This window comes from Cryobacterium sp. TMT1-62, from assembly GCF_004403145.1.
Taxonomy (GTDB): Bacteria; Actinomycetota; Actinomycetes; order Actinomycetales; family Microbacteriaceae; genus Cryobacterium; species Cryobacterium sandaracinum.
This window is the reverse complement of sequence record NZ_SOGZ01000048.1, coordinates 26,045-51,827: the sequence shown is the minus strand read 5'-3', so window position 1 is coordinate 51,827 and position 25,783 is coordinate 26,045. Positions and strand designations below refer to the sequence as shown.

27 protein-coding genes and 1 pseudogene are annotated in these 25,783 nt (G+C 64.5%); 12 read left to right on the top strand and 16 right to left on the bottom strand.

Translation table 11 applies throughout. The features are described 5' to 3' along the window. The first annotated feature begins 129 nt into the window (after positions 1–129). On the top strand, positions 130–1,815 hold the full coding sequence (locus E3T34_RS14815) for a M23 family metallopeptidase (RefSeq protein WP_134343422.1): 1,686 nt from the start codon (positions 130–132) through the stop codon (positions 1,813–1,815). A gap of 152 nt (positions 1,816–1,967) precedes the next feature. Further along, complete coding sequence (locus E3T34_RS14810; RefSeq protein ID WP_104102593.1) at positions 1,968–2,270, top strand: DUF4913 domain-containing protein; 303 nt, start codon at positions 1,968–1,970, stop codon at positions 2,268–2,270. Between the two features lie 37 nt (positions 2,271–2,307). Here E3T34_RS14810 and E3T34_RS14805 read toward each other — a convergent pair whose 3' ends face one another. Next, on the bottom strand, positions 2,308–2,499 hold the full coding sequence (locus E3T34_RS14805; RefSeq protein ID WP_104102596.1) for a hypothetical protein: 192 nt from the start codon (positions 2,497–2,499) through the stop codon (positions 2,308–2,310). Between the two features lie 260 nt (positions 2,500–2,759). Here E3T34_RS14805 and E3T34_RS14800 point away from each other — a divergent pair, with 260 nt between their 5' ends. Both E3T34_RS14800 and E3T34_RS14795 read left to right on the top strand, forming a co-directional pair. After that, entirely contained in the window at positions 2,760–3,389 is a 630-nt protein-coding gene (locus E3T34_RS14800) for a Pr6Pr family membrane protein (protein WP_104102598.1), read from the top strand. Between the two features lie 533 nt (positions 3,390–3,922). Further along, positions 3,923–4,195, top strand: coding sequence for a hypothetical protein (locus tag E3T34_RS14795; protein WP_134419716.1), 273 nt, complete (start codon positions 3,923–3,925; stop codon positions 4,193–4,195). A gap of 501 nt (positions 4,196–4,696) precedes the next feature. On the opposite strand, the gene E3T34_RS14785 is transcribed toward E3T34_RS14795, so the two are convergent. Both E3T34_RS14785 and E3T34_RS14780 read right to left on the bottom strand, forming a co-directional pair. Then, entirely contained in the window at positions 4,697–4,942 is a 246-nt protein-coding gene (locus E3T34_RS14785; RefSeq protein ID WP_134343420.1) for a hypothetical protein, read from the bottom strand. A 118-nt stretch (positions 4,943–5,060) separates the two neighbouring features. Continuing rightward, positions 5,061–5,234, bottom strand: coding sequence for a CsbD family protein (locus tag E3T34_RS14780; protein WP_104102607.1), 174 nt, complete (start codon positions 5,232–5,234; stop codon positions 5,061–5,063). Between the two features lie 151 nt (positions 5,235–5,385). On the opposite strand from E3T34_RS14780, the gene E3T34_RS15930 reads away from it, so the two are divergent. After that, positions 5,386–5,553, top strand: a complete 168-nt coding sequence (locus E3T34_RS15930) for a hypothetical protein (RefSeq protein ID WP_158250303.1) — start codon at positions 5,386–5,388, stop codon at positions 5,551–5,553. Positions 5,554–6,238: 685 nt separating this feature from the next. On the opposite strand, the gene E3T34_RS14775 is transcribed toward E3T34_RS15930, so the two are convergent. The 4 genes from E3T34_RS14775 to E3T34_RS14760 form a co-directional block, all read right to left on the bottom strand. After that, positions 6,239–6,586: a DUF3140 domain-containing protein gene (locus tag E3T34_RS14775; RefSeq protein WP_104102610.1), complete on the bottom strand. Its 348-nt coding sequence runs from the start codon at positions 6,584–6,586 to the stop codon at positions 6,239–6,241. A gap of 68 nt (positions 6,587–6,654) precedes the next feature. Then, positions 6,655–7,005 carry an integrase core domain-containing protein gene (locus E3T34_RS14770; RefSeq protein WP_134343419.1) on the bottom strand — a complete coding sequence of 117 codons (351 nt, stop codon included), beginning with the start codon at positions 7,003–7,005 and terminating at the stop codon, positions 6,655–6,657. A 15-nt stretch (positions 7,006–7,020) separates the two neighbouring features. Continuing rightward, positions 7,021–7,440, bottom strand: a complete 420-nt coding sequence (locus tag E3T34_RS14765; RefSeq protein ID WP_104102619.1) for an IS3 family transposase — start codon at positions 7,438–7,440, stop codon at positions 7,021–7,023. Beyond that, positions 7,440–7,763 carry a transposase gene (locus tag E3T34_RS14760; RefSeq protein ID WP_104102622.1) on the bottom strand — a complete coding sequence of 108 codons (324 nt, stop codon included), beginning with the start codon at positions 7,761–7,763 and terminating at the stop codon, positions 7,440–7,442. Before E3T34_RS14760 ends, E3T34_RS14765 begins: the two co-directional genes overlap by 1 nt. Positions 7,764–7,776: 13 nt before the next feature. Here E3T34_RS14760 and E3T34_RS15925 point away from each other — a divergent pair, with 13 nt between their 5' ends. Then, positions 7,777–7,929: a hypothetical protein gene (locus E3T34_RS15925; protein ID WP_158250304.1), complete on the top strand. Its 153-nt coding sequence runs from the start codon at positions 7,777–7,779 to the stop codon at positions 7,927–7,929. 199 nt (positions 7,930–8,128) lie between these two features. Here E3T34_RS15925 and E3T34_RS14755 read toward each other — a convergent pair. From E3T34_RS14755 to E3T34_RS14720, 8 genes and pseudogenes are all read right to left on the bottom strand, one after another. Next, positions 8,129–8,425: pseudogene (locus E3T34_RS14755) on the bottom strand (transaldolase family protein); the annotation flags it as partial. A 179-nt stretch (positions 8,426–8,604) separates the two neighbouring features. Beyond that, positions 8,605–9,540, bottom strand: a complete 936-nt coding sequence (locus E3T34_RS14750) for an aldose 1-epimerase family protein (RefSeq protein WP_233191502.1) — start codon at positions 9,538–9,540, stop codon at positions 8,605–8,607. Positions 9,541–9,550: 10 nt separating this feature from the next. After that, complete coding sequence (locus tag E3T34_RS14745) at positions 9,551–11,068, bottom strand: alpha-N-arabinofuranosidase (protein ID WP_134343418.1); 1,518 nt, start codon at positions 11,066–11,068, stop codon at positions 9,551–9,553. A 73-nt stretch (positions 11,069–11,141) separates the two neighbouring features. Further along, entirely contained in the window at positions 11,142–12,080 is a 939-nt protein-coding gene (locus E3T34_RS14740) for a carbohydrate ABC transporter permease (RefSeq protein ID WP_104102628.1), read from the bottom strand. Continuing rightward, complete coding sequence (locus E3T34_RS14735; RefSeq protein ID WP_233191503.1) at positions 12,080–13,033, bottom strand: carbohydrate ABC transporter permease; 954 nt, start codon at positions 13,031–13,033, stop codon at positions 12,080–12,082. The genes E3T34_RS14740 and E3T34_RS14735 overlap by 1 nt, the downstream gene beginning before the upstream one ends. A gap of 96 nt (positions 13,034–13,129) precedes the next feature. Further along, a complete protein-coding gene (locus tag E3T34_RS14730) occupies positions 13,130–14,479 on the bottom strand; it encodes an ABC transporter substrate-binding protein (protein ID WP_104102630.1) in 1,350 nt (449 codons plus the stop codon). 230 nt (positions 14,480–14,709) lie between these two features. After that, entirely contained in the window at positions 14,710–15,729 is a 1,020-nt protein-coding gene (locus E3T34_RS14725) for a LacI family DNA-binding transcriptional regulator (RefSeq protein WP_104102633.1), read from the bottom strand. An 85-nt stretch (positions 15,730–15,814) separates the two neighbouring features. Continuing rightward, the gene (locus E3T34_RS14720) at positions 15,815–16,840 is read right to left on the bottom strand and encodes a LacI family DNA-binding transcriptional regulator (RefSeq protein ID WP_233191504.1); all 1,026 of its coding nucleotides are present in this window, start codon (positions 16,838–16,840) and stop codon (positions 15,815–15,817) included. Between the two features lie 248 nt (positions 16,841–17,088). Between E3T34_RS14720 and araB the strand changes: the two genes are divergently transcribed. From araB to E3T34_RS14700, 4 genes are all read left to right on the top strand, one after another. Continuing rightward, complete coding sequence (araB, locus tag E3T34_RS14715) at positions 17,089–18,813, top strand: ribulokinase (RefSeq protein ID WP_134343417.1); 1,725 nt, start codon at positions 17,089–17,091, stop codon at positions 18,811–18,813. After that, positions 18,810–19,520, top strand: a complete 711-nt coding sequence (locus E3T34_RS14710; protein WP_134343416.1) for an L-ribulose-5-phosphate 4-epimerase — start codon at positions 18,810–18,812, stop codon at positions 19,518–19,520. The genes araB and E3T34_RS14710 overlap by 4 nt, the downstream gene beginning before the upstream one ends. Then, a complete protein-coding gene (gene araA, locus E3T34_RS14705) occupies positions 19,520–21,037 on the top strand; it encodes an L-arabinose isomerase (RefSeq protein WP_104102641.1) in 1,518 nt (505 codons plus the stop codon). Before E3T34_RS14710 ends, araA begins: the two co-directional genes overlap by 1 nt. A 465-nt stretch (positions 21,038–21,502) precedes the next feature. Continuing rightward, positions 21,503–22,225 (top strand): hypothetical protein, encoded by a 723-nt coding sequence (locus E3T34_RS14700; RefSeq protein WP_134343415.1) that lies wholly within the window; start codon positions 21,503–21,505, stop codon positions 22,223–22,225. Positions 22,226–22,751: 526 nt separating this feature from the next. On the opposite strand, the gene E3T34_RS14695 is transcribed toward E3T34_RS14700, so the two are convergent. Then, entirely contained in the window at positions 22,752–23,114 is a 363-nt protein-coding gene (locus tag E3T34_RS14695) for a MerR family transcriptional regulator (protein WP_233191505.1), read from the bottom strand. 230 nt (positions 23,115–23,344) lie between these two features. On the opposite strand from E3T34_RS14695, the gene E3T34_RS14690 reads away from it, so the two are divergent. Further along, entirely contained in the window at positions 23,345–24,865 is a 1,521-nt protein-coding gene (locus E3T34_RS14690; protein WP_104102650.1) for a SulP family inorganic anion transporter, read from the top strand. 215 nt (positions 24,866–25,080) lie between these two features. Beyond that, positions 25,081–25,752 (top strand): IclR family transcriptional regulator, encoded by a 672-nt coding sequence (locus E3T34_RS14685; RefSeq protein ID WP_104102653.1) that lies wholly within the window; start codon positions 25,081–25,083, stop codon positions 25,750–25,752. Positions 25,753–25,783: the final 31 nt, after the last annotated feature.

The window sequence follows — 25,783 nt, the reverse complement described above, 5'->3', positions numbered from 1 at the left end:
GCTGCGTCAATCGCTTGTCGGCCCCTCGGGCCCATGTCATGATGTGACCCGCTAACCCGTTGCAACCGCCCCGGGATTGCCCGTCGATACCCTGAATCGATGCCCTGAAACAGTGAACTGCGGAGACTCATGAACCTCTCCCCCCGATTTCGTCTCCGCCTTTCCCTGCCCCCGGTCCCGCCGCGGTACCTGGCGACGCCGCTCGCCGCCGCCGTCATCGTCGCCCTCGCGATTTTCGGGACACCCACACGGTCCCTCGCCGACGACGCCCCTATTGCTGCAACGGAGGATCCGGCTGCCGCGGTGCCCGCTGTCCCTGAGACATGTCCCACGCTGCTCTCGACGAATGCCCCGCCGGCCGCGGATCCGGTCGACTCGGTCGCCGCGCCCTGCCCCATCAATGCGCCGACTTCTTCCTCGGTGCCGACGCTCACCCCGACACCCGTCCCCGAGCCCGAGCCCGAGCCCGAGCCCGAGCCCAAGCCCAAACCAACAATCACCCCTACCCCCACGCTCGAACCGGCACCGGCTCCAGCCCCCACCACGGAGCCGACGGGTGAGCCGACCCCGACACCAACACCCACCACTCCCCCAGCGTCCGGCGAAGAGCCGTCCGCACCCACGAAGCCTGAACCGTCCGCCGAGCCGACTGCACAGGTACCGGCACCGGCAGAGCTGACCGCGGATGCCGGATCCGCCTCAGCCGATCGAGCTGCAGCAGCAGTAGAAGTAGCGCAGGCCGCCGCCTTCTCAGCCCAGCAAGCGGCCGCGGCCGCCCGCACGGCCGAGGCCCAGGCATCCGCCGCCCGGGCAGCAGCAGCAGACGCCCGAACGGCCGCCGCCGCCACTCAGGCCGCCTACGACGCAGCGAAACTGGCCTACGCCGGGGCAAAGGCCGACTATGACGCCACTGTCGTTCAGGCCGATCTGGTGCGCGACCACGGCGCCGACGCCGCCGCCAGGGCCGAGGCATCCCGGCGGGCGCTGGCGACGCTCGTTCGCGCCACCCTGCAGCGATCGGGGCCCGAGGCCGTGGACGTGCTGCTCGCGGGCAGCAGCGACGGTAATGATTTGCTCACCCGGCTCGCCACGCTCGAAAGCCTGGACCGGCTCACGAACAGCCTCGAAGAGGTGCAGGCCCAGGTCGACGCCGACACGAAACGTGAGAATGCGCTGCAGGACCAGGACGCCGCACTTCGGGCAGCGATCGAGGCCATCCCGCTCGCCGACACCCGCCTCGCTATGGAGGGCGCCCAGCAGGAGCTCGATGCGGCCTCCGCTAGGGTGGCCGATCTCGCGGCGAGCACGCCGGTCGCCCTGGTTCTGACACCGCTGCCCAACCTGGTTCCCGCGGCCGGCACCGACGACTTCGGCGGCCGGCTCCGAGGCCAGCCGAGCAGTGCGGGCTGGGCCGCGCCGGCGGTCGGCTCCCTGACGGATGCCTTCGGTCCCCGGCACGATAAACCGCTGCCTGAGGTGAACGACTTCCACGGCGGCACCGACATCGGCACGGCGTGCGGGGCGGCCGTCTATGCGGCGAGCGCGGGGGTCGTGGCCACGGCAGCACCTCTGGGCACCTACGGCAACTGGATCCTGATCAACCACAGCAACGGTATCGCCACCGGCTACGCGCATCTTGCCGAAGGCCAGACCCTCGTGAGCGTCGGCGAGACGGTCATCGCCGGGCAGGTCATCGCGAGCGTCGGCAGCACCGGGGCCTCCACCGGCTGCCACCTGCACTTCGAGGTGCGAACGGACGGCACCGCCGTCGACCCGCAGCCGTTCCTGGTGCAGCGCGGCGTGCAGTTCGGCTGAGTGCCTCGTGAGCGCGCCAAACTGGGGTCGTTTACGCCCGACGCGGCCGCGCGTGCCGTGCAGATAAACGCCGACCCAAACCACTACATGATCAACTTGGCAGCACATGGCGGAGCACGACGACTGCGACTCGACCGAGCATTGACGAGGCCATGGTCGACGTCCGCCAAATGTTCCTCGACTGGCTCACCAGCCACCTCGCCACTGTCGAGGTCGTCGGAACTAAACCCATACCGTGGTGCGCCCATTGGTGGCTCCACCCGGGAGAAGTCGCCCGGTTCAAGGCCCTCTGGCACGCCATCATTCAAGCCGACGCCAGCGTCATGGACGGCGACCCTGAGCAAGGACACCTCTACCGCCGCAAGGGCACAACCGCCAGGATCGTGCCCGCGTTGATGCCGCCTAAGGCGTGGAATTCTAGCGGGACGCACCGCAGCGACAGTCTCGATACTTAGGTTGTTGCACCCCTGAGATTCCGGGCCAGGTGCCCGATCATTTGTCGACGAGGGTGTTTTCGAAGCTATAGAAGTCGGGCGCGTAGCAGTGCTGCCCGAACTCGCCTGCACGGCCGGAGTTCTCAAACGCTGTCCGCGTCATGGTCAACACCACTGCGCCCTTGGGCAGGAAAAGGAGCAGCGCGCTCTCGGATGCGTTCGCTGCGATGCGCTGCTTCGCGACTGACATAGTCACGCCGCGCGAGCCGGGCGAATGCCTGGCCGACCCGTCCAGGTCCCGCAGGGAACCGCGGTCGTGGCTCGTGCGCCAGCGACCGAAAGGCCTGGGAGCTAATGGCCCCATCGATCCTTCGCGCATGCACCCCGGGCCGTGAAATCAAATTCAGGGGCATCAGTTCCCCAGCACTGGCATCTGCCGTGTAAGTCGCAGCCCTTAGGATTCTTGACACAGAGGTGCACAGCACCCGCACCACCGATCAGAGACGAAATATGAAACTCCTTGCTCCTTCACTTCGCCTGACCATCGTGCTCCTCGGCATAGCGGCGATCGTGTCGACATTCTTCGACACAGCCACCCACGCCACGATCAACCCCTTCAACTTTTTTGGGTTTTTCACGATGCAGAGCAACATCATTGTGGTCATTGTGCTGGCAGTCTCCGCCTTCGTTTCCTTCTCCGGGAGACACCAATCCCTACGTTTGGTATTAGCGCGCGGGTGTGCCACAACCTACATAGTTATCACCGGATTCGTTTACAACTTGCTGCTCGCCGGGCTCGAAGGAGGCGTCTCTCTGGCCTGGGCCAACACCGTGCTGCACGTCGTCCTGCCCCTCTACGCAGCCCTCGATTGGCTGATCTTCAACGACCGCAGCCCACTCCGATGGAACGAACTATGGATTGCCCTCATCTACCCCATCGTGTGGATCATGGTCGTGCTCCTCCGCGGGGCAACCGACGGATGGGTGCCTTACCCCTTCTTGAACCCGGCACAGGGATACGGCATCGTCGCGCTCTATGCCCTTGCTATCGCTGTTGCCACCGTCATTTTCGCCGCCGTCATCTGGACCGTAAGTCGGTTGAACCCCCTTCGCAGCCCCGCGCTGGCAGAGATACGGTAGCCGAACCCCTTACGGTGTTCGGAACCGAGGCGTCCGGTGGCATGACCAATAGCCGTGCATCGTAGGCTCCCCAACCGCTGATTTCGCCGAGGAGGAGGACCACTTCCTCTTGGGTGAGGCTGGGTGAGGCCACTGATCGGCCAGTCGTCGTCGGCCGAGAGGAGTTGGCCAATATGGCCTGCGACTTCTGCGGTAGTCAGCAGAAATGTGGAAAGTCCGTGTTCGCTTCCACCGGCGTTGTAAATTCCGGTGAGGCGTCGGTGTCCGGCACTGATATCTTCTCGAATCACGACTCAACCGTTCAGGAGACAGCCCCAGACCGGCAGCGAGTGCTAGTGTCGCGATGACCTCAACCTGTATCGCACGTAGATCACTTGGTCATAATCAAGTTTCACCACGTGTCACGAGCCTCGGCATTTCAGCAGTGGAGATCCTATGTGCAGCACAATGTCAACGGACGCGAGCTATCGAAGCGGACCAGTGCAGTGACGCCGAAGTCTGAGGCATCTGATCAGCAGACGCTGATGCTCAGCATGGCTTCCGGTAATCAGGCCGCGTTCGGCCTGATCTACGACCACTTGAGCGTCACGACGTTTGCGATCTGCAACCACCATCTAAAGACCCCGGCCGCGGTCGACGAGGCCATGCTCGGCCTGTGGCTGTACGTCTGGCAAAATGCGACGAAGTTGTCGGGACTGGACGGGTCGCCTTGGTCCATCATTATTAGGACAGCGGAACACCACGCCGAGTTTCACGCTCAGACCGAGTGCCTGGCCCGAGAAACGGATACCACTCTGCTCGGATGAGTCCCGGTCCCCGGATGGCTCATCAGCACATCAGTGATGAGGACAACGTCGCATGTAAGTTCGATAATTTCGTCCCCGTCACTGCCATTGACCGAGTCGTAGGCGCCGGGTACACACCGGTCAGATCAGACGGACGTCACCCCGGAAAGATCGTATTCGGGATCTTCGCGGCCTGGCCGAATCAGAGCGACCACTCATTTCGGAGCACACCGTTACCGGGCTCGCAGTGGCGCGAGCGAGAGGCAGGTCCGGTGGGTACCATTTCAAGTTCAAGATGACGCCGGGCCAAGATTCTCCAGGCCATAGCTGCGACGGGGCAGAGAAACGAAGGTGGGCTCACCCGGGGAATACGGGCAGCGTCGAAGCGCACTTCGGAGTGTCGCTCAAGTCAAATACTGGCCGCGTCCTGAGTTAACGAGACATTTGCATCGCCGCCTGGTTTCGCTGGCTCCTATTGGCATCCAAAAAAATTTGCCGCCGCGTGCCGCTACTTAGTCACGGTCACTTGCTTGAGAAATCATTCGGGTGCAGTCCGGCAATACGACGTGCATGGTCCTGGAGAGCTGCCTCGCTCAGGGTGTAACCAGTATTTGCGAATCGTTCACGCAACGCGTCGAGAACTTGGGGCTCGCTGTGGCCAGCGAGGTCTGCCTCCTCCTGTGCGAGAATCCCCGCGACCTTGTAGTCATCCGATTGAGAGTGCTGGGCCTCAATCGGTTCATTCTGGGTGCTGCCATTGCCATTCATGCTGATCCTCTAATCTCCGAGTTTTGTCGGTAGCGGCGAACGATAAGCATGACGGCGCGCCGCGCGATCCTCCGAGGAGTCTCTCGGTCCTGGCGCTGCCGTTCGGACGCGATGATGATCAACCTCGAAAGGCGTCTTTGATGTCTTCGCCGGCCTGCTTCAGGTCGGCTTTTGTTTGATCGGCCCTGCCTTCGGCTTGGAGTTTGCCGTTGTCCGTGGCATCACCCGCCGCTTCTTTAGCCATACCGATGACTTTTTCTCCGTCATTCTTGAATTTGTCAGTGCCGCTCAAGTTTTCATTCCTTTCGTTTCCGCAATGATCATATGCATCAACTCGTATGTACACACCTGCGGGAGTGCACCCGGGGGGCTAGCATGCGAAGCGCATTTTCAGGAAAGCCATCTAGACCGCCAACGCCTGCGTTACCAAGGGCGGAACACGAATGGATACCGCCGATGTGTTGTGGATCGTCGCCGTGATCGTTGTTGTTTTGATGGTCGTCAGCTTGGTTTTCTACGTCGTGCGCCGTTGTGATCAGGAGCTCCGCAAGCGTGACAAGTTGGATCTGCGCCGCGCAAATGCGATAGAAGGCAGACGTGGTCGAACTTGAAGCCCGTGAACACGCAGCACCTGCACCCCGCGCCCGCGCCCGGACAGCCCTCGGCGTGAACGCGGCTCTGAGGTCTATCGGGCGTGGGGGCCGCTGACTCCTAGCCTCAATCCACCGGTGTGCCCCTGAGCGAGTCCTGATTTCGGTTTGGCGGGCTTGGGGAGATTCAAGTGCGGGTGAGGTCTGGGTCTCGCGGCCCGGGGTGATCCCTGGCACTCCAGTTGATGCCGATGCTGGCTGGTTGGTTGGTTGGTTGGTCCGATTAGGCGGGTTGTCGTGGGCGGAAGTTCTGGTCGAACAGGGCCGTCCAGGGTTTCTCACAGTGCCAGTGCTCGGGCAGGTGCAGCGTAGTGCCCCGCGGGGAGGAGGAGATCCAGGCGGGGACGTTGACCAGCTTCCGGGGGATCGGTGCGGTGGTGCTCGTGCGAGACCCTTTTCAGCGATCGTTGCGTCGGCGGGGCAGTCCCAAACGCCACGACGCACAGGACGAACCACGCTGCGTCGGCGCTGAACACGCCTATATACAGGTGCGCCAAAACGCTGCTTGTGAGATTTGTCGGAACCCCGTTTTCATGTTCCACCGAGCCGGATTCACCGAAATCGTCGCACCTCCCGAACCCGCCCCATGATGAAACAGGCGCTCCTGCAGCGGCGCGCTTGGTGAACTCCGCACCTTTCTATTACGTCATACCTTCTTCAGTGGATCATTTCCCCAGTTCATCAGCGAGTATCGCCATCGTGAGTGCTCGATATCAGAATCCGGTCCCTGTGCCCTGTGCCGCTTCACGTAGCTGACCACCTTATGCATGTGTTCGACATCGGACGCAGTCAGATCGGCTTTCTTCGTTCCAAGAATTGTCACGATCCTGCGACCGGACTTGTGCCCGATGGACTCTCCGCTGCCATCGATTTTTTGTCCGACCTCCTTGGATTCGTCCGTGTCGAGCCACGATTTGATCTCACTGGCGGTCATCGTGACCGCGTCTTTCCAGTCATCCCAGATCTCATCGACATCGTTCTGCTTATCTGCCATAAATCCATCATTGCGGTGATGATGCGCGGCAACAAGGGTCGTTCAGGCTTTGCGTGTGATCTCAACTTTCACGAAGTAGGGTCGAGCCACACATGGCCTTGACCCCGGAGAGTGGACACGGGTTGAGCGGCGAGTTGGATCTCTGCGGCCTGTGACGAGTATTGCATTTCGAAGTCCACTGGCGTGACGTGCCCGATCGAGGAGTGCCGGCGGTAGCGGTCCTCGATCCAGTCCGCGTCGCCGCGGATCGCGCGGGCTCGGGTGGGCCAAACCCGGCGGTAGTAGAACTCGGTTTTCAGGGTCGCGAAGAAGCTCTCGGCCATGGCGTTGTCGCAGCAGATCCCGGTGTATCCCATCGACCGGGTGATGCCATTCTTGGCCGCGAAGAGAGTGATCTGTTCCGACGCCCTGGGTGCCACGGTCCGAGTGGACGATCACCGTCGCCGGGCGGTCCCCGCACGGAACCATGGCCACCGTGAGGCATCCTGGATGAGGTCGGTGTGCATGTGGTCCGCGATGGCCCACCCGATGACGCGGCGGCTGTGAGCGTCGATGATGGTGGTCGTCTTCCACTTCTTCGGACAGATGCCCGCCAATCCCAGGCGGCGCATGGTCGCGGCGACGGTTTTGCGGGAGATGATCTCCCCGTCCGCACGTAGATCGGCCAGGATCCCGGGGGCGCCGTAGACCTCGTCGGAATCGCCGTGGAAGCAGGAGACTTTCTGCTCGATGTGCACCCGGCGAATCGACGCCGGCGACGGCGCTCCGCCGATCCAGGCGTAGTAGCCCCAGCGGGAGATCTCGAGGAGGCGGACCATGCGGGTGATGGTGAAGTTGGTCTTCTCCGCCAGCATCAGTTCGAACGCAAGACGCTCGTATCCGATGCTTCCTGGGCGAAGAAGATGGACGCTTTTTTCAAGAACGCCCTGTCCATCTTCAGGTCCGCGTTTTCCTTGCGTAGCCGCAGCAACTCGGCTCGTTCAAACCCCGTCACCTCGGTCTGCCCAGTCTCGTTCCGAGCCTTGAACGCGCTCACCCAGCGGCCCAGAGTGGCCTCGTTGACTCCGAGCTCGCGGGCGACAGTTGGGACAGCCCTGCCGGTGGTTAAAACCAGCTTCACGGCCTCGTCTTTGTACTCAGGGGTGAAGTCCCGACGTGATCTTGCCAAAGTGAACATTCTCTCTTGTGAGGTGTCCACTCGACGGGGTCAGGGCCAGAGCGACTTCCTCGACCATGAAGATGCGCTCTCCCTGGTCGACGCGATGCTGCTGCCAGCCCTGAGCGCCGAAATCGAGGACGGGGCCTGGGACCCATCACAACAACAGTGGGTCCGCCGGAGCTGACCGGTGCGAAACCCGCGACCAAGCCACGAACTTACCGTCACTAGGCGCGGCGGAATGATCAACGGGCGACACGCGGGTGCCGTTATGGCTCGGAGTCCTCCCACTCCAACGATTAGCCCCGGTACTCATGCTCGTCTGTCCTTGGCGATACATGCCGGGGCTTTTTCGTTCGGACTCCCCGGCTCGCGTATTTGCAGCTCGCGAGGTCGGGTTCGGCCTCTATGGACACCCGGCCGTCGACCCCATGCGTCGAATCATAAATGGTGGGGAAGACGTCGCAGGCGTTGGCAACGGCTTCCGTGCTGAGCTCGAAGACGGTGTCCTCGACGCTGGTGCCAGTTGCTGCCTTCTGCGAGATAGCCGCGTCATATTCCGTACCCGATGTGATGGCGGCATGGAAGATGCTGGGGTTGGTGGTGACACCGGTAACGGTTTTCTGCTCAATCAGCTTCCGGAGGCTGCCGGTCCGGAGGCGGCCGCGGGAGAGATCGTCCAGTCAGATGGAAACGCCGGCGTCGCACAGTTGCTGTGCGGGGGTAGTTGTCATGTCATAACTCCTTGGACTCGGGGATTGTCGTCAAGATTGTGCTCCGGACGTGAAACCGGTTAAGGTGGCGCGCAGTGCCGCAGCAGTGTTCAGCGTCGGTCCTTGGGTATCCTCCCTGCCAACCGCCGCTACGCCAGGGCGGCGATGACCCAGCTCGCCCGGTGGGACGCGCCCGGCGACAGCCAGATGAGGTCGGTCCCGGAATTGAAGGCGTCCGGCGCGCAGGTCATCGGCTCGACGGCCAGGCCGAGCCGGTTCATCCCCGGCGTCGGCAAGTCCGCGGTGTGGATCTGTAGCCAGGGGCAGTCCGTTCCCCAACTCATGGCCACGCCGCTGCCGTCGGTATCGCGCAGCTCGACGGTGGCAACGCCGTCGGAGTCGCGCACGAGCCCGGTGAAGGCGTGGTCGATCTGCACAGAGCCGATCGGGCACGGCTGGCGGAAGTCGAACGGGCCGTCGACGACGTCGGCGAGGCCGTCGGGCAACAACCGGTCGGGTGTGACCCGCAAGTATCGCTCGGCTGGCAGGCTGAGCTGCCAGGTGTGCAGCGGCGAGTCGCCTGCGCGCAGGTAGGGGTGCGGGCAGACTCCGTATGGAGCCGTGCCGGTGCCGGCGTTCGTGGCCTCGATTGACGTCGTGAGCCCAACCGGTGAGAGCCAGTAGCGGGCTAGGAGGTCGAGCTGGAACGGGTAGCCGTCGCCGACGGGTAGCCGGAGGCCCAGCACCACCTCGCTGTCACTGTGGTGCACTAGTCGCCAGGCACGGTCGTAGACGAGCCCGTGCAGGGCGCACTCGCGCGAGGGCTCGTTGATCGGCAGCTGTTGGGTCACCCCGTCGAGGTGGTACCGCCCGTCGGCGATCCGGTTGGGCCAGGGCGCGGCGAGCACCCCGCGGAAGTTCACCATCGGCTGATCCTCCGCAAAGCTGACGATCAGGTCCCGTGAGTCATACTGCAGCACTCGCAGGGTGGCTCCGGTCCCCGTCACGACGGCACGGTAGCCGTGGCCGGTGATTTCGTACTGGGCCCCTGAAGGCGCCGCAGCCATCACACCCTCTTCGCTCATGACGACTCGGTCACTCCGCCCGCAGTTCGAGGGCCGTCCAGGAGACCGGCGGAAGAGTGAGCGTGACCACTCCGTTCGCGCACAGCGCCGGCGCGTTGGTGGCCAGGCCGACGCGGTCGCGGGCCTCGAGCGTGTTCGCGGCGTAGACATCCGTGTCGCTTAGGGTCTGCACCTCGACGATGCCCACGGGCCCGAGCGCGGCGACATCGATCGTGATCGTCGCGTCCTCCATCTGCGAACGGTTCACCAGGAACACGGATGTCCCCCCGGTCGCCGCGTCGTGGGTCGCGACCGCGTCGACGAGCGGCACGGTGCCGTATACCTCGGTGTCGTAGTGCTCTGCCTCGAGCTTGACCTCGAGGGCGACCCCTGTGGCGAGCCGCGAGGTGACCGCGAACGGGAAGAAGGTCGTCTGCCGCCAGGCCGGCCCGTTCGGCTCGGTCATGATCGGAGCGATCACGTTGACGAGCTGCGCGAGCGACGCGCTCGTCACGCGGTCGGCATGCTTGAGCAGTGAGATCAGCAGGCTGCCGAACACCACGGCATCCGCCACCGTGTAGGAGTCCTCTAGCAGGCGCGGCGCGACCGGCCAATTGTCGATTCCGGTGATCTTGTCGACGCCCTCGAACCGGTCGATATACCAGACGTTCCACTCGTCGAAGGAGATGTTGATGGTCTTGTCGCTCCCCCGAACGGCCTTCACGTGGTCGGCGGTCGCGACGACCGATTCGATGAAACGGTCCATGTTGACGCCGGAGGCCAGGAAGGAGTCGAGGTCGCCGTTCTTCTCCTCGTAGTAGGCGTGGCAAGAGATGTAATCGACGTCGTCATAGGTGTGGCCGAGCACAACGCGTTCCCACTCGCCGAAGGTCGGCATCTGCGCGCTTGAGGAGCCGCAGACCACCAGTTCGACCGATGGGTCGAGCTGGCGCATCCCCTTCGCGGCGCGGGAGGCGATCTTGCCGTAGTCGTCGGCCGAGCGGTGGCCGAGCTGCCACGGGCCGTCCATCTCGTTACCGAGGCACCACATCTTCACGCCGAAAGCATCCCGCTTCCCGTTGGCGATCCGACGTTCGGCGAGGTCCGTGCCGTTGCCGAGGTTGGCGTATTCGAGCAGGTCAAGCGCTTCCGCCACACCCCGGGTACCGAGGTTGACGGCGAGCATGAGCTCGCTGCCGACCTTCTCCAGCCACGACGAGAACTCATGCAGGCCGATCTGGTTGGTCTCGGTGGAATGCCAGGCCAGGTCGAGCCGGGTCGGCCGCGCAGCCCGCGGGCCCACGCTGTCCTCCCAGCGGAAGCCGGAAACGAAGTTGCCGCCCGGGTAGCGGATCGCCGACACGCCGAGTTCCTTGACGAGGTCGATCACGTCTTCGCGGAATCCTTCCGCGTCGGCCGAGGCGTGCCCGGGTTCATAGATGCCGTCGTAGACGCACCGGCCGAGGTGTTCGACGAACGATCCGAACAGGCGGCGGTTGATGGCTCCGACCGTGAAGTGCGGGTCGAGGGTGAGGCTGGCGGTAGACATGGTGTTTCTTTCTTCGTGCTGGTCAAGACGTGGGAGAGTGCGAATGACGGATGTCCGGGGCCCGGGCCGCCGCCTACTTGAGTGCGCCGAGCGAGAGGCCACCCTGCCAGTACTTCTGTAGGGAGAGGAACGCGATGATGAGCGGGAGCACCGAGACGAAGGCCCCCGTGACGATCAGGTTCCAGACCTGTTCGCCGCCGGCTCCGGCGTTGGACAGCGCCTGCCAGTTGTTGAGTCCGACAGTCACAGGCAACAGGTTTGGATCGCTGAGCACGGCCAGCGGCAGGAAGAAGTTATTCCAGGTACCGACCACCGAGAGCAGCAGTACCGTGACGATGGCGGGCCGCAGCAGCGGCAGCGCCACCTGGAAGAAGGTGCGCAGTTCGCCGGCTCCGTCAACGCGGGCGGCGTCGAGCAGTTCATCCGGAATGGCATCCTGCGTGTAAACCCTCATCAGGTAGACGCCGAAAGGACTCAGCAGCGAGGGCAGGATGACGGCCCAGATCGTGTTGACCAGGCCGAAGTTGCTCAGCAGCACGAAGGTCGGGATCACAAGCGCCGTCATGGGCACCATCACGGCGCCCAGCAGCAGCGAGAAGAAGGCGTTGCGCCCGCGGAACCGGTACTTCGCGAAGCCGTAGCCGGCGAGCACCGCGAGGATGGTGGCGCCGATTCCGCCGGTGAACGCGTAGAAGAATGAGTTGCCCAACCAGCGCCAGTAGATGCCGCCCTGGTGTTCGAACAGCCCCGCGATGTTGTTCCACAGGTTGAAGTTCTGATCGAACCAGAGCGGCCCACCAGTACCACTGAAGAGCCCAGCGGTGTCCTTGGTCGCGGCCACGGCGAGCCACCACAACGGGGTGATGAAGTAGATCACGAGGATGAGCAACAGGACGTGCGACCCAATCCGTCTGCCACCGTCGCGCGTGGTGTTACGGCGGCGTATGAGGGAGCCTGAGTCGACCTGGCTGGGCTGCACGGCGGCATCCCTCCGGGGCGTGAGAATCGCCATTATTTGAGTCCGCTCTGCTTGCGGGTGAGGAAGAGGAAGAGATAGGAACCGATGAAGACCACGATGCCGAGCGCGAACGAGATCGCCGCGGCGTAGTTGAACTGGCTGTAGGAGAAGGCAAGCGAGTACGCGTACATGTTCGGTGTGTAGGAGACAGGAATGGCACCCTGGGCGACGGCGCGCAGCACCTGCGGTTCGGTGAAGAACTGGAGGGTGCCGATCAGGGAGAAGATCAGCACCATCACCATCGAGGAGGAGATCATCGGCACCTTGACTCGGAGGGCGATCTGCCGGCCATTCGCGCCGTCCAGCCGGGCGGCTTCGTAGATCGCCGGGTCGATACCGCGGAGGGCTGCGTAGATGATGATCATGTAGTAGCCGGCCCACTGCCAGGTGACGATGTTGACGAGGCTCGCGAAGATGCTGCCCTGGGACAGGAAGTCGGGCGCGGCGAGGCCGACGAGGCCGAAGATATCGGTGGCCGGTCCGAAACGGGGGCTGTAGAGGAAGCCCCACATCAACGCCCCGATCACGACGGGGATGGCGTAGGGCACGAAGATCATCAGTCGGGAAAACTTCGACAGGGCGGTGGAGAGGTTGTCGAGCACGAGCGCAGCCACGAGGGCGACGATCATCTGGGCGGGGATCATAATCAGCGCGAACTGGCCGACCCGTCCGAGTCCGCCGAGGAAGATCGGGTCGGTGAAGGCTTTCACGTAGTTCGCGAACCAGGTGAAGGTCGTGCCGGTGGCTAGGGTGCTCGTGTGCAGGCTCATCCAGAACGCGTAAGCGAGCGGTGCCACCAGGAAGGTGAGGAAGACGATACCGAACGGGGCTACGAACAGCCAGCCCCAGCGTTGGCGCTTGCGGTCCATCAGATCGATGCTGTTTCTTCGCGGCTTCCGAACCGGCAGCGGCGGGGCCGCCTTGGTGGCCGCAGGCGTGAGTGCCATGAATTCATCCTTTTTCCAAGCGAAGCCCAGATGGGCTGAGGGATGCTGTCGGCCAGCCAGTGCGACCGGCCGACAGCGGGTGCGGTGTGAGCCGCCTTACTTGGCGACCGTGAACCCCTGCTCGGCCGCGTACTTCACGAGGGTGGCCTGCAGGTCGTCGAGCGCCTGCGAACCGTCCTGTTCGCCCTGCACCATGGAGTAAAGCTCCTCGGTGAGCTGGTCGTAGGCGTAATTCTGGAACGGGCTGAACGTCGCGCCGCCGTAGCCGGCAGCTGCAGTCAGGAAGACCTCCTTGTTGATCTGCTGTCCACCGAAGAACGGGTACTCAAGGTTGACGAAGTATTCGGAGTCGAGCATCGGCGTGTAGGAGGGGAACAGTGCGCCCTTTTCGACGCCGATCTTCCACGCCTCGTCTGTGCCGAAGATCTCGATGGCTACCTGGGCGGCGAGCTCCTTGTCCGTGGCCTGGCTGGTCACGGCGAAGGTCGAACCACCCCAGTTGACCTGCACAGGGTTGGCCGTGTCCCACTGCGGCAGCGGGGCGACGCGCCAGACGGCCCCCGTGTCGGCGTCGGAGAGCCCCTGCAGATAGCCGGGTCCCCACGCCGCGGCGAGGTAGACGGCGTAGGTGCCGTCGACCAGGCTGGTGTTGTAGTCGGCGGTGAAGGCGTCGTCGGTTGTGACAAGACCCTTCTGTACGAGGTCGTTCCAGTAGTTCAGCACGTCCTTCGATCCCTGGTCGTCAACGGCGATGCCAATGTCGATCGGGCTAGTCGAGTCGTAGGTGAACGGCACAGATCCGGCCTGGGCGAAGAGAGCCTGGTTGAAGGCCCGGCCGTTGGTGGGGAAGTTGACGAGCACGCCATCGGAGCCGGCGGTCTTGAGGGCCTGCGCCGCGGTCGCGAACTCGGCCCAGGTGGTGGGAACGGGAATACCGTACTGGTCGAAAAGATCCTGTCGGTAGAGCATTCCCATCGGGCCGCCGTCGACCGGGATGGCATAGACGGCGTCGCCGCTCGACGCGTCCTTCCAGGAGCCCTCGGTGTACTTGTCCTTCACGTCGTTGGCGCCGTATTCCGTGAGGTCGACGAGGGCATCGCGGATGGTAAAACTCGAGAGCACCTCGGACTCAAGCATGATGACGTCCGGGGCGCCGGACTTCGACTCGATCGAGGTGGAGAACTTGGTGTATTCATCGTTGCCCTGGCCGGCGTTCGTCCAGCAGACCTGCACGTCGTCGTGGCTGGTGTTGAACACGTCTACGACCTCTTCGAACGCGGGGTACCAGGCCCAGACCGTGACCTGGGGTGCTTCCTTATTCACGATCTTGTTCGTGCAGGAGGCTTCCGGCTTCGACTTCGATGCGGCGCCATCGGCGGAGCATCCGGTGAGTGCGGCGGCGGCGACGGCGATGACGCCGATCGCGGCCATGAACTTGACCTTCATGTTTTTTGGTTTCCTCTCACGGTGGTGGAACACCGTTGTTCGTACTGTGATCAGCGCGCGAGGCGGCTGAGTGGTGCAGGAGTTGGTGCGGTCAATCCGAGACACCAGCGGGGGGCGCGGGCCGTTGCTGGCAAATTTACAACGTTGTAGGTAAACGTTGTAAATTTATCATTGCGAGTCCAGAGGCTTGCTGTCAAGCGAATTGCCGAGATTTCTCCGAGTACAGGCGGTCAAGCGGTGAGGGACACCGTGGACTCACGTTCAACCACGCGGAAATCGGCCAGCACCTCCCGGGGCGGGGCGGCCGGGTTCGTCTCCGCGATGCGTTCGAGCAGGATTCGCACGGCGGTCTCGGCAATCTCCTCCCGGCCGGGATCGACGGTGGAGAGGGTCGGCAGGCTGTACTGGGCCTCGTCGAGGTCGTCGAAGCCAATCGTCGAGACATCCTCCGGGATGCGCAGACCTGCCTCCTGCATCACCCGCATGGCGCCGAGGGTCAGGGTGTCGTTGAGCCCGAAGACGGCATCGAATCGCACCCCCGACGCGAGGAGGTCGCGCATCGCGGACGCGCCGTTCGATCGGTGCCACAGCGTCGTATATCCGACCAGGGCAGGGTCGAACGGGATGCCGGCAGCCTCAAGTGCCTCGCGGTAGCCCCGAAGACGCAGACCGGCCGATCCGATGATTTCCCCCTCGTGCGCGCCAATAATGGCGATGCGCCGGCGCCCCTGACTGATCAGGTGTTCGGTCGCGGCCCTCGCGGCGTCCACGTTGCGCATCGTGACGTGATCCGTCGGGCCACCGAAGATGCGCTCACCCAGCAGCACGAGCGGATAGCCCACCCGCAGGTACTCGGAGTCGTCGCTGTCCATGCCGAGGGCGCTGAAGAGCAGGCCGTCGGTCATCTGTCGGCGCGGGCTGGAGAGCAGCTCGATCTCCCGTCGGCGGTCGCCACCGGTCTGTTCGATCAGCACGGTCATGTGGTGGCGCTCGGCGGAGCGGATCACGGCGTCCGCGAGTTCCGCGAAGTAGCTGAGCGACAGCTCCGGCACGGCGAGCCCGATCACACCCGTGCGCCCGGAGCGCAGACTGCGGGCCGACAGGTTGGGCTGATAGTCGAGTTCCGCAATCGCCTCAACGACGCGCTGCTTGGTCGACGGCCGGATGTGTGGGTAGTCGTTGATGACATTGGAGACCGTCTTGATAGAGACCCCGGCGATCCTCGCAACGTCGTGCAGCGTTGCCGCCATGAGGACTCCTTAAGTGTGCGATTGACGAATGCGTCGACATCCGACCACATTTTACAACGTTGCATCTACCGCCCGCACGGTCAGGTCAGGGGTGCGGGGTCGCAGTGCTCCCCCGAACCATCAGCTCGGGTTGAATGACGGGGATCAGCTCCGCGGGCTCGCCGCCCATCAGGCGAAGCACCCGCTCAACCGCCAGCCGGCCGACCTCGTTGAAGTCGAGGCGGACGGTCGTGAGGCTCGGCTGGAAGTAGCGGGCCTCGCTCATGTCGTCGAAGCCGACAACGCTCACATCGCCGGGTACCTGGACGCCCCGCTCGTAAAGCGCTTTGATCACGCCGAGGGCCATCGAGTCGTTGGCCACCAGAACCGCGGTGATAGAGGAATCATCGGCGATCTCCAAGCCTGCCCGGTAGCCGGAATCGGCCGTCCAGTCGTCGGTACGAAACTCGGGATTGACCGTGCGGTGGTGCGCAGCGAGTTCGGACAGCCACCCAGCACGCCGCGCCTCCGAGGCCATCCAGCCGGGTGGGCCTCCCACGTGCCAAACGGTTTCGTGACCCAGCCCGATCAGGTGCCGGGTTGCCAGTCGCGCGCCGAGCACATCGTCCATCGACACGGCCGTCGAGCTTGCCGGTGAGCCCTGTTCGAACCGCACGATCGCAACGTCGGGGTCCAGTGCCCGCAGCACCTCGACGGCTGCCGTCATGGGGGCGAGCACGATGATCCCATCCACCGCGTCCGCGACGAGCGTGTCCAGCGCGGCACGAATGTCGGCCGAATCGACCTGGGGAATGCTCACCAGGCTCGTGGCGTAGCCGTTGCGCCGCGCCTCCTCGGCAATCCCGAAGAGGACCAGGGCTGAACCGTGCACCGGGAGGGAGTAGGAGACCACGCCCAGGTTCATGGACCGGTTCGTGGCGAGGGCGCGTGCGGCGGAATTGCGGTTGTAGCGCAACTGCGTGATGGCCCGTTCGACCCGTTCGCGCACGTCCGGACTGACATTGTTGTGTTCATTGACGACGCGAGACACAGTCTGTTGCGACACTCCGGCGAGTTTCGCCACGTCGATCATGCGCACGCTGCGGCCGCCCGGTCGAGGTTCCCTGCCCATGCGCACCCCCTCCCGAAAAGAAAATCCCCGATTCAGACATGTTAGCGCACCATGCCTGGTGTCATAAAGGCCTGAAGGGAGCGGATATCAGCCCCGTCAATGGCAGACTTGTCAACCAGACAGGGCGCCCATCATCGATTGACAGCACTTGATAGTGCGCTAACATTCACTAACGCCAACAGTTATCGACGGTGAATCTCAGACGAAGTTGACGTTCTGTATCCGCGTTCCGGCAAGGGAGTCGATTCATGAGTGAGACCGCAGCACAACCAGATGCGCAGACACCAGCCAGCCCCGAGTCCTACGTCATCGGTGTTGACTACGGCACCCTTTCCGGCCGGGCGGTCGTCGTGCGAGTCTCTGACGGCGCCGAACTCGGCTCGGCCGTGCTCGACTATCCCCACGCAGTCATGGACACCACCCTTGCTGCCACGGGCGCGACGCTGCCGCCGGAGTGGGCGTTGCAGGTTCCGCAGGACTACGTCGCCGTGCTGAAGAGCGCCGTGCCGGCCGCCATCGCCAACGCGGGCATCGACCCGGCCCGCGTCATCGGCATCGGCACCGACTTCACCGCCTGCACCATGGTTCCCGTCGTCGCCGACGGCACCCCGCTGAACGAGCTGCCGGAGTACGCCGGGCACCCGCACGCCTACGTCAAGCTATGGAGACACCACGCGGCACAGCCCCAGGCCGACCGGATCAACCAGCTCGCGGCCGAGCGCGGCGAGAGTTGGCTGCCACGCTATGGTGGCCTGATTTCCAGCGAATGGGAGTTCGCGAAGGGCCTCCAGCTGCTGGAGGAAGACCCGGAACTTTACGCCCGGATGGACCATTGGGTCGAGGCGGCAGACTGGATCGTCTGGCAGTTGACCGGCCACTATGTGCGCAACGCCTGCACCGCCGGCTACAAGGGCATCCTGCAGGACGGCGCTTACCCCGGCGAGGATTTCCTTGCCGCTCTCAATCCCGGCTTCGCGCGGTTCGCCGTCGACAAGGTGGCTCATGAGATCGGGCAGTTGGGCGCATCCGCCGGCACTCTTTCCGCGGAGGCCGCCGCCTGGACCGGACTGCCGGAGGGCATCGCCGTGGCGGTCGGCAACGTCGACGCTCACGTCACCGGCCCGGCCGCCCAGGCCGTGCTGCCGGGCCAGATGGTGGCCATCATGGGCACCTCGACCTGCCACGTGATGAACTCGGACCGGCTCGCGGAGGTTCCCGGCATGTGCGGGGTCGTCGACGGCGGCATCGTCTCCGGACTCTACGGCTACGAGGCCGGGCAGTCCGGCGTGGGCGACATCTTCGCCTGGTACGTCAACAACCAGGTCCCCGCCCGCTACTTCGCCGCGGCGGAGGCGGCGGGCCTGAGCGTGCACCAGCACCTCACCGAGCTGATCAAGGACCAGCCCGTCGGCGGGCACGGGCTGATCGCCCTCGACTGGCACAGCGGCAACCGCTCAGTGCTCGTCGACCATGAACTCTCCGGCCTCGTGCTGGGCACGACCCTCACCACCCGGCCCGAGGAGATATACCGGGCCCTGCTCGAGGCCACCGCATTCGGCGCGCGCACGATCGTCGAGACCTTCAACGCGAGCGGCGTGCCGGTGACCGAGTTCATCGTGGCCGGCGGGCTACTCAAGAATGCCTTCCTGATGCAGACCTACAGCAATATTCTGCGGATGCCGATCTCAACGATCGACAGCGAGCAGGGGCCCGCGCTCGGCTCGGCCATCCACGCGGCGGTCGCCGCCGGCGCGTACCCCGATGTGCGCGCGGCCGGCCAGGCCATGGGCAAGCTCAACAAGAACGTGTACACACCCAACGATGAGTCTGCGTCGGCCTACGACCAACTGTTCGCCGAGTACACGCTCCTGCACGACTACTTCGGTCGGGGCGCGAACGACGTCATGCACCGACTGAAGGCGCTGAAGCGCGAGGCGGGTGCATCGCTGCACTCGGCGGCGGTGCCGGCATGAGCCGCTTCGGCCCCACCGTCGACGCCGCTGTCATTCGTGTCCGTGAGGACGTCGCCCGCCTACACGGCGAGCTCACCCGCTACGGGCTCGTGGTCTGGACCGGCGGCAACGTCTCCGGCCGGGTGCCCGGCGCCGACCTCTTCGTGATCAAGCCCAGCGGCGTCGACTACGCCGACCTCACGCCCGAGAACATGATCCTGTGTGACCTCGCGGGCGCCGTCATTCCCGGCTCCCCCGGTTCCGACCGGTCGCCATCGAGCGACACCGCCGCGCACGCCTACGTCTATCGCAACATACCGGAGGTGGGCGGAGTCGTGCACACGCACTCCACTTACGCCACCGCATGGGCCGCCCGCGGGGAAGAGATCCCGTGCGTGATCACGGCGATGGCCGACGAATTCGGCGGCCCCGTGCCCGTCGGCCGGTTCGCTATCATCGGTGACGACACCATCGGCCGCGGCATCGTCGACGCCCTCACCGGCCACCGGTCCCGCGCGGTGCTGATGCAGAACCACGGCCCGTTCACGATCGGCAAGGACGCCCGCGACGCCGTCAAGGCCGCCGTGATGGTCGAGGACGTCGCCCGCACCGTGCACCTCGCCCGCCAGGGCGGAGACCTCATCCCGATCCCGCAAGCCGCGATCGACTCCCTCTTCAACCGCTATCAGAACGTCTACGGACAAGCACCGCAAGGAGCACTGCGCTAATGCCAACACTCACCACCACCCTCGATCACTACGAAGTCTGGTTCCTCACCGGAAGCCAGAACCTCTACGGCCAGGAGACCCTGCGTCAGGTCGCCGAGCAGTCCAGGACCATCGCCGACGCGCTCGGCGCAAGCAGCGACATCCCGGTGAAAATCGTCTGGAAGCCCGTGCTCACCGACTCGGACTCGATTCGCCGCGCGGCGCTCGACGCGAACTCGGATGACCGGGTGATCGGCCTGATCGCGTGGATGCACACCTTCTCACCCGCGAAGATGTGGATCTCCGGGCTCGACGCCCTGACCAAGCCGCTGCTGCACCTGCACACCCAAGCCAACGTCGAACTGCCCTGGAGCGAGATCGACTTCGACTTCATGAACCTCAACCAGGCCGCGCACGGCGACCGTGAGTTCGGCTACATCCAGACCCGTCTCGGCGTGTCCCGCAAGACTGTCGTCGGCCACGTCTCCAACCCGGCCGTGACAAACCAGATCGGCACCTGGACCCGCGCGGCCGCCGGTTGGGCCGCGTCCCGCAGCATGAAGCTCGCCCGCTTCGGCGACAACATGCGCTACGTCGCCGTCACCGAGGGCGACAAGACCGAGGCCGAACTGCGCTTCGGGGTGCAGGTGAACACCTGGCCGGTCAACGAACTCGCCGAGGCCGTGCACGCGGCGACGGATGCCGAGATCACCGCTCTGGTCGCGGAGTACGAAGACCTCTACGACGTGGCCCCCGAATTGCGCGTGGGCGGCGAACGCCACGAGTCGCTCCGATACGGTGCCGCGATCGAGATCGGACTCAAGTCCTTCCTCGAGGCCGGCGGCTTCAGCGCCTTTACCACTAGCTTCGAAGACCTCGGCGCGCTCCGCCAGCTGCCGGGCCTCGCCGTGCAGCGGCTGATGGAACAGGGCTACGGCTTCGCCGGGGAGGGCGACTGGAAGACGGCCATCCTCGTGCGCGTGGCCAACGTGATGGGCGCCGGCCTGCCCGGCGGTGCGAGCCTGATGGAGGACTACACCTATGACCTCACCCCCGGGGACGAACTGATCCTCGGTGCCCACATGCTCGAAGTAAACCCGGCGCTCTCAACCGAGAAGCCCACACTCGAAATCCACCCGCTCGGAATCGGCGACCGCGAAGACCCCGTGCGCCTGGTCTTCAACGCCGCCCCCGGCCCCGCCGTCGTGGTCGCGATGAGTGACATGCGCGAGCGGTTCCGACTCATCGCCAACGTGGTCGAGGTCGTCGAGCCCACCGAGGCACTCCCGAAGCTCCCGGTCGGCCGCGCCGTCTGGCGCCCCGCGCCCGACTTCGCCACCTCCGCCGCCGCCTGGCTCACCGCCGGCGCCGCCCACCACACGGTCATGTCGACTGCCGTCGGCATCGAGGTCTTCCAGGACTACGCCGAGATGGCTCACACCGAACTCCTCCTGATCGACCAGTCCACAACACTGCGTGACTTCGGCCGTGAGGTGCGATGGAACCAGGCATACTACCGGCTGGCGCAAGGACTGTAGCTCCGGGGCGAACACGGGACTCCCGCCTCAGCTTGGCGGAGGTTTCGCCGGTCTTACCGTTCGAGGCCGGCGGCACGGGTACGAGGGTCGTCGGTCGATTTCGACTCGTCGCCGCGGGTAGCCGGGCGGGCCTTTACGGTCAGGCCGGCAGCGCGCATCGCGCACCTCGTCGAGCGCGGTAGCCGGCATCTGCTGGCCGGCCCCGCACTTGCTCGGCGGCGCGCTCTGAGCCTGCTTCTCTTGCAGGTCCGCCACTCGTACCGCGAGCTCCGCGCCAACGCTGCGCTCATGGTACGCCATCAGGGATGGCCTGGGTTTGGGTCGGTTCAACCTTGTACCGGTCACGGAACACGTCGACTTCGGCGGCAAGGCGCACCCACTCCTGTCGGCGGGTGCTCTCGGTCGGGATGTCTCCGAACGGACCGCGGGGCGGTCTGAAAGTCGCGCGATTGCCCGATCGCCCGGGTGCTCAAGGATCAGCAGTTTCAAATTCGCGTCGTTTCGAAAATCGATCAAATGAGGCTCGGGACTTCCTTGCTCGACGGCATTGAGGCGTCGGATTTTCTACCGTTCGCGGCCGTCATCGCGGGTACGCTGGTCATCGGAATATGTCGTCTGGTCTCCGCGCGTGGCCTGCAGCGGCATTACGGTGAGGCCGGCGGCGCGTTGCGCTTTACGCTGCTTACCTGCCGTAATCCGGTTCGCGGCGCGCATCACGTCGAGTGCGGTGTCCGGCCTATGCCGGCCGGTTTCGCGAGCGTTCGGCGGGGTGCTCTGAGCCTGCTTCTTCTGCAGGGTAGCTACGCGCGCCGCGAGTTCGGCACCAACCGCGCGCTCACGGTACGCCGCGGGAATGGCCTCGGTCTGTGCCGGGTCCATATCGTACCGGTCGCGGAACACGTCGACTGCGGCGGACGCCCGGCCACTGCTGGCGCCAGGTTGGCGGGGGCCGTTTCGATACGTCGTTCCATTCGGCGGGAGAAGACGGGGCCGACGTCGTCGGCGGTGCCGCGTTCTCGTTCGTTCCACGAGTCCCGCAGCACACTGGCTGGGTCAAGGCCGTGGGTTTCGGCGTGGGTGTGGCTGCTCGTTCAGGCAACGTCGACTGATCGAACGCTCGGACTCGCGCAGCTGAATTCTTCAGACAGCCAGAGCCGTCCGCACGAGTTCGGAGAGTTGCTTGACTGAGACCTCGCGCCGATAGAGGAAAGCTTTCAACGCTTCGCCGTAGATGACGCTGCGCACGCGGCTGGCGCTCATGGTGTCCCACCTGAGTTCAGACCAATGCGGCTAACTGTTCCCGTACCCATGAAGACAACGTGTCAGCTTCCACCTCGCGCCCGGACAGAACAATGCCTGGCCAGGTCCGCCGTGTCGAACGGGATCGTGAGTGTGCCCGGCTCCAGCGCCAGAGGGGCATCGATCTCGATCGGCGGGGCTCACTCGCCCGGCACTTCATTGAGCCGCTCGTCGTCAGAGACGCTTAGGCTCACGGACAACACGGCCTTGCCGAGTCCGCGGGCTTCAAATGTTGCAGCGGATTCGACGGCAAGGACATTCTTCGAAAAAGCTGTCGTCACCGTCAGCGATGCCGTTTTCGGTCGAGCGGCGGTCGTCAGGGCGACAGCGGGTCACACTACTCAGAGTCCCATGAATTCGCGGAAGTGAGCTGTTCTAAACCTTCAGCCACCTGAGTCCACCGCAGGGCACTAGCTCACTGCTGGCGCAGGAGAGCAAGGAATTCGTCGGCCATTGCGAGCTGATCCCGCAGCCCCTGGCGCCGCTCCTCGGCCTGTGCAATGAAGGACTCCAAGTCTGACCTCACGGCGGCAATGTCGGCGCCCTCGATGGCGCCATCCAGTGTGTCGATGGTCTTGAGGAGCGACATCATTTCTTCAAGCGAGAAGCCCAGCGGCTTCATGCGCCGGATCAGGATCAACCGGGCCAGATCTTCGTCCGTGTAGAGACGGAAGCCGCCATCAGTCCGGCCTGAGGCCCTGAGCAAACCGATTTCGTCGTAGTGGCGGATGGTTCGCAATGACAGTCCGGTGCGTTCGGCCAGTTCGCCGATATGCATAGTTGCCGTTGGCTCAGTCGGTGACATGGCGGGACCTCTCATGCGTGGACTCGAACATAACCCTAACGTTAGGGTAGAGTTGTGATCGTCGGCTGACATTGTGTGACAGCCCACCATCCATCCTCGCCGTATCGGCGGATGATTGTGCGCACCGGGCGCACCCCTTCCCCTTCCCCTTCCCCTTCGCCCTATTCTGGCCCGCCACCGCGAGCCCCGTCCCTGGAGGCCCCATGGCACTCGCTCAAAAATCCCCCACGCCCGACCGTTACAAAGCCGAGCCATCGGTGATGACAGCACTTCGAACTCCGCGGCTCCTCACCCGAGAAGCTCTCGCCGGCCTCGTCGTCGCGATGGCGCTGATCCCGGAAGCGATCTCGTTCTCCATCATCGCTGGCGTCGACCCACGGGTTGGACTGTTTTCGTCCTTCGTGATGGCCGTATCCATTGCGTTCCTCGGCGGCCGCCCCGCGATGATCACCGCCGCAACGGGAGCCATCGCCCTAGTGATCGCCCCGGTAGCACGCGAGTACGGCATGGATTATTTCATCGCCACGGTCATCCTGGCCGGGCTCCTGCAGGTGATCCTGGGCGTGCTGGGCGTGGCCAAGCTCATGCGTTTCATCCCGCGCAGCGTCATGGTCGGATTCGTGAACTCCTTGGCCATCCTCATCTTCATCGCACAGTTGCCGCATTTGCTCGGGGTGCCGTTCATGGTGTACCCGCTGGTGGCGATCGGGATCATCATCATGGTCGTCATGCCCCGGTTCACCAAGATTATCCCCGCCCCGTTGGTCGCCATCGTGGTGCTGACCATCGCAACCGTCACCATCGCAATCAACGTGCCCACCGTCGGCGACCAGGGCGAACTGCCCAAGAGCCTCCCCGAACTCTTCATCCCAAACGTTCCCCTCAACGCAGAGACGCTCACGATCATCGCCCCCTACGCGCTGGCCATGGCCATGGTCGGCATCCTCGAGTCCCTAATGACGGCCAAACTCGTCGACGAGGTCACCGACACCCACTCCCACAAGACCCGCGAAACCTGGGGTCAAGGCGTCTCCAACATGCTCTCCGGCTTCTTCGGCGGCATGGGCGGGTGCGCCATGATCGGCCAGACCATGATCAATGTGAAGGCCTCCGGCGCCCGAACCCGCATCTCCACGTTCCTTGCCGGCGTATTCCTGCTGATCCTGGTCGTCGCTCTCGGCGATGTCGTCGCCATCATCCCCATGGCCGCCCTGGTGGCCGTGATGATCATCGTCTCGGTGCTGACCTTCGACTGGCACAGCATCCGTCTGTCCACACTTCAGAGGATGCCAAAAAGCGAAACTACGGTCATGGTCGCCACAGTCGCCGTGGTCGTAATTACCCACAACCTCGCCATCGGCGTAGTCGTCGGGGTTCTCGTGGCAATGGTCGCCTTCGCCCGCCGGGTGGCGCACCTCGTAGACGTTGAACGCAGCTTGTCCAATGATGAGTCTGTCCCGACTGCGTACTACACCGTGACCGGCGCGCTCTTTTTCGCGTCAAGCAACGACCTCACCACCCAGTTCGAGTACGCAGAAGACCCGGACCGCATCGTCATCGACATGGCCGCCTCCCACATCTGGGACGCCTCCACCGTCGCAGCCCTCGACTCCATCACGAACAAATATGAACGTCTCGGCAAACGCGCCGTGATCGTCGGTATGAACGATGCCAGCACCAATATCCACGCCCGCCTCGCCGGCAACCTCGGCGGAGGTCACTGACCCCACCGGCTGAGCAGCATCCCTCGTCGACTCCCCGCCGCGGCGTAGACAAGTTCGCGAGAGGTGGAGGAGTCGGCGAGGACGTGGGCGGTGTTCGCGGTCATGCCCTGGACCCGGTGAATGGGAACGGGTCCCCCATCCGCCTCTTGCCATAGAGTGGCACTTGAGTTTTACTGGATGACATCAGCATCCGCACGAGAACCGGGAGAGCACCCATGGCCGAGTCGTCCACCCGAACCGTGGAACGAGCCCTCGACCTGCTCGCCGTGATCTGCGACGCCGACGGGCTCACGCTCTCGGAGAGCTCACGCGCCGTCGCCCTCGCACCGAGCACCGCCCTGCGCCTGCTGCGCACGCTCGAGACCCGCGGCTTCGTGCACAAGACCGACGACGGCGCCTACCTGCCGGGCAGCCGCATCATCCAGCTCGGCGCGCAGTCGCTCAGCAGCGAGTCGCTGGTCACCCTCTCCCGCCCGGCCATGGAGCGGCTCGTCGCCGAGACCGGCGAGTCCGTCTACCTCAGCGTCGTGGGCCACAACGCCACCGGGCTCTACATCGCCATCGTCGAGGGCACCCACTCGGTGCGGCACACGAGCTGGGTCGGCCGCACCGTGCCGCTCGAACGCTCCGCGGCCGGGCAAGTGCTCACCGGGCATACCCCGGAGACCGGCTACGTGGTCGTCGAACGCGGCGTCGAAACGGATGTCACGGCCCTGGCCGCGCCGATCCGTTCGGAGGCCAGAACAATCGCCGCCCTGAGCCTGGTCATCCCGAGCTACCGGGTGGAGACCGCGGACATCCGTCGCTACGGCCCGCTGCTGGCCCAGGCTGCCGGGCACGTGTCCGCCGGTCTCAGCCGTGCCGTCCCCAACCTCCCTACGGACTGATCGACCCCGAATCGCCCGAACCCCCGAACCC

Excerpts from the sequence above, each read along its gene's own strand:
- E3T34_RS14760 (WP_104102622.1), bottom strand. The coding sequence starts at position 7,763 with ATGTTCACTTTGGCAAGATCACGTCGGGACTTCACCCCTGAGTACAAA.
- araA (WP_104102641.1), top strand. The coding sequence starts at position 19,520 with ATGCCAACACTCACCACCACCCTCGATCACTACGAAGTCTGGTTCCTC.
- E3T34_RS14745 (WP_134343418.1), bottom strand. The coding sequence starts at position 11,068 with ATGTCTACCGCCAGCCTCACCCTCGACCCGCACTTCACGGTCGGAGCC.
- E3T34_RS14810 (WP_104102593.1), top strand. The coding sequence starts at position 1,968 with ATGGTCGACGTCCGCCAAATGTTCCTCGACTGGCTCACCAGCCACCTC.
- E3T34_RS14775 (WP_104102610.1), bottom strand. The coding sequence starts at position 6,586 with ATGGCAGATAAGCAGAACGATGTCGATGAGATCTGGGATGACTGGAAA.
- E3T34_RS15930 (WP_158250303.1), top strand. The coding sequence starts at position 5,386 with ATGGATACCGCCGATGTGTTGTGGATCGTCGCCGTGATCGTTGTTGTT.
- E3T34_RS14685 (WP_104102653.1), top strand. The coding sequence starts at position 25,081 with ATGGCCGAGTCGTCCACCCGAACCGTGGAACGAGCCCTCGACCTGCTC.
- E3T34_RS14805 (WP_104102596.1), bottom strand. The coding sequence starts at position 2,499 with ATGTCAGTCGCGAAGCAGCGCATCGCAGCGAACGCATCCGAGAGCGCG.
- E3T34_RS14710 (WP_134343416.1), top strand. The coding sequence starts at position 18,810 with ATGAGCCGCTTCGGCCCCACCGTCGACGCCGCTGTCATTCGTGTCCGT.
- E3T34_RS14720 (WP_233191504.1), bottom strand. The coding sequence starts at position 16,840 with ATGGGCAGGGAACCTCGACCGGGCGGCCGCAGCGTGCGCATGATCGAC.
- E3T34_RS14740 (WP_104102628.1), bottom strand. The coding sequence starts at position 12,080 with ATGGCGATTCTCACGCCCCGGAGGGATGCCGCCGTGCAGCCCAGCCAG.
- E3T34_RS14690 (WP_104102650.1), top strand. The coding sequence starts at position 23,345 with ATGGCACTCGCTCAAAAATCCCCCACGCCCGACCGTTACAAAGCCGAG.
- E3T34_RS14785 (WP_134343420.1), bottom strand. The coding sequence starts at position 4,942 with ATGAATGGCAATGGCAGCACCCAGAATGAACCGATTGAGGCCCAGCAC.
- araB (WP_134343417.1), top strand. The coding sequence starts at position 17,089 with ATGAGTGAGACCGCAGCACAACCAGATGCGCAGACACCAGCCAGCCCC.
- E3T34_RS14765 (WP_104102619.1), bottom strand. The coding sequence starts at position 7,440 with ATGCTGGCGGAGAAGACCAACTTCACCATCACCCGCATGGTCCGCCTC.
- E3T34_RS14750 (WP_233191502.1), bottom strand. The coding sequence starts at position 9,540 with ATGAGCGAAGAGGGTGTGATGGCTGCGGCGCCTTCAGGGGCCCAGTAC.
- E3T34_RS14725 (WP_104102633.1), bottom strand. The coding sequence starts at position 15,729 with ATGGCGGCAACGCTGCACGACGTTGCGAGGATCGCCGGGGTCTCTATC.
- E3T34_RS14695 (WP_233191505.1), bottom strand. The coding sequence starts at position 23,114 with ATGCATATCGGCGAACTGGCCGAACGCACCGGACTGTCATTGCGAACC.
- E3T34_RS14800 (WP_104102598.1), top strand. The coding sequence starts at position 2,760 with ATGAAACTCCTTGCTCCTTCACTTCGCCTGACCATCGTGCTCCTCGGC.
- E3T34_RS14815 (WP_134343422.1), top strand. The coding sequence starts at position 130 with ATGAACCTCTCCCCCCGATTTCGTCTCCGCCTTTCCCTGCCCCCGGTC.
- E3T34_RS14730 (WP_104102630.1), bottom strand. The coding sequence starts at position 14,479 with ATGAAGGTCAAGTTCATGGCCGCGATCGGCGTCATCGCCGTCGCCGCC.
- E3T34_RS14735 (WP_233191503.1), bottom strand. The coding sequence starts at position 13,033 with ATGGCACTCACGCCTGCGGCCACCAAGGCGGCCCCGCCGCTGCCGGTT.
- E3T34_RS14795 (WP_134419716.1), top strand. The coding sequence starts at position 3,923 with ATGGCTTCCGGTAATCAGGCCGCGTTCGGCCTGATCTACGACCACTTG.